General features: G+C 69.6%; 1 protein-coding gene. It reads left to right on the plus strand.

The window, feature by feature from the left end; translation table 11 throughout:
* Window positions 1–118: 118 nt before the first annotated feature.
* Window positions 119–1,066 (plus strand): IS481 family transposase (locus tag ACFWN1_RS33435; RefSeq protein ID WP_384370582.1); only part of this gene is annotated, 948 nt, incomplete at its 3' end.

Consider the following 1,066-nt stretch of genomic DNA (forward strand, 5'->3'; position numbering starts at 1 on the left):
TGTACTGACCCGGGAGGTTGTGGACGGGTGAGTCAGGTCTCGGTTCAGGGGTCTTGAACGGGTGAGGGCCTTCCGGTTCGGTGTGGATTGCGACGTCTACACCAACAGAAAGGCCCTCGTGGTCCACCGTAATGCACCCCTGACCGAGACCGGCCGTCTGCGTCTGGCCCGCTGCGTGGTCGAGGACGGCTGGCCGCTGCGGCGGGCCGCCGAGCGTTTCCAGGTCTCGCCGACCACGGCCCAGCGATGGGCCGGCCGTTACCGTCTGCACGGCGAGGCCGGGATGGCCGACCGCTCCTCCCGGCCCCGCCTGAGCCCGCGCCGCACCCCGACCCGCACCGAACGCCGGATCATCAAAGTCCGTGTGCTGCGCCGATGGGGCCCCGCCCGCATCGCCCACCTGCTCGACCTGGTGCCCTCGACCGTCCACCGCGTCCTGTCCCGCTACCGCCTGGCCCGGCTCACCCACCTGGACCGGGCCACCGGCCAGGTGATACGCCGCTACGAGCGCGAGAAGCCCGGCGAACTGGTGCACGTGGACATCAAGAAGCTCGGCAACATCCCCGACGGCGGCGGCCACAAGACCCTGGGCCGCCAGGCCGGCCGCAGGACCCGCTCCGGGGCCGGCTACAGCTACATCCACACCGCCGTCGATGACCACTCCCGCCTCGCCTACAGCGAGATACTCACGGACGAGAAGAAGGAGACCGCCACCGGCTTCTGGACCCGGGCCCACACCTTCTTCGCCTCGTGCGGGATCACCGTGGAGCGCGTTCTGACCGACAACGGCGCCTGCTACAAGTCCCACGCATGGCGCGACACCCTCACAGCGGCCGGGATCGCCCACAAGCGAACCCGGCCCTACCGGCCGCAGACCAACGGCAAGGTCGAACGCCTCAACCGCACCCTGCTGGAGGAGTGGGCCTACGCCCGCCCCTACCGCTCAGAGCAGGAACGACGCGACGCATACCCGCAATGGCTCCACACCTACAATCACCACCGCGGACACACCGCCCTCGCAGGCAAACCACCCGCCAGCCGCGTCCCCAACCTCACAGGGCAATAC

It is taken from the genome of Streptomyces sp. NPDC058459, assembly GCF_042721685.1.
Classification (GTDB): Bacteria; Actinomycetota; Actinomycetes; order Streptomycetales; family Streptomycetaceae; genus Streptomyces.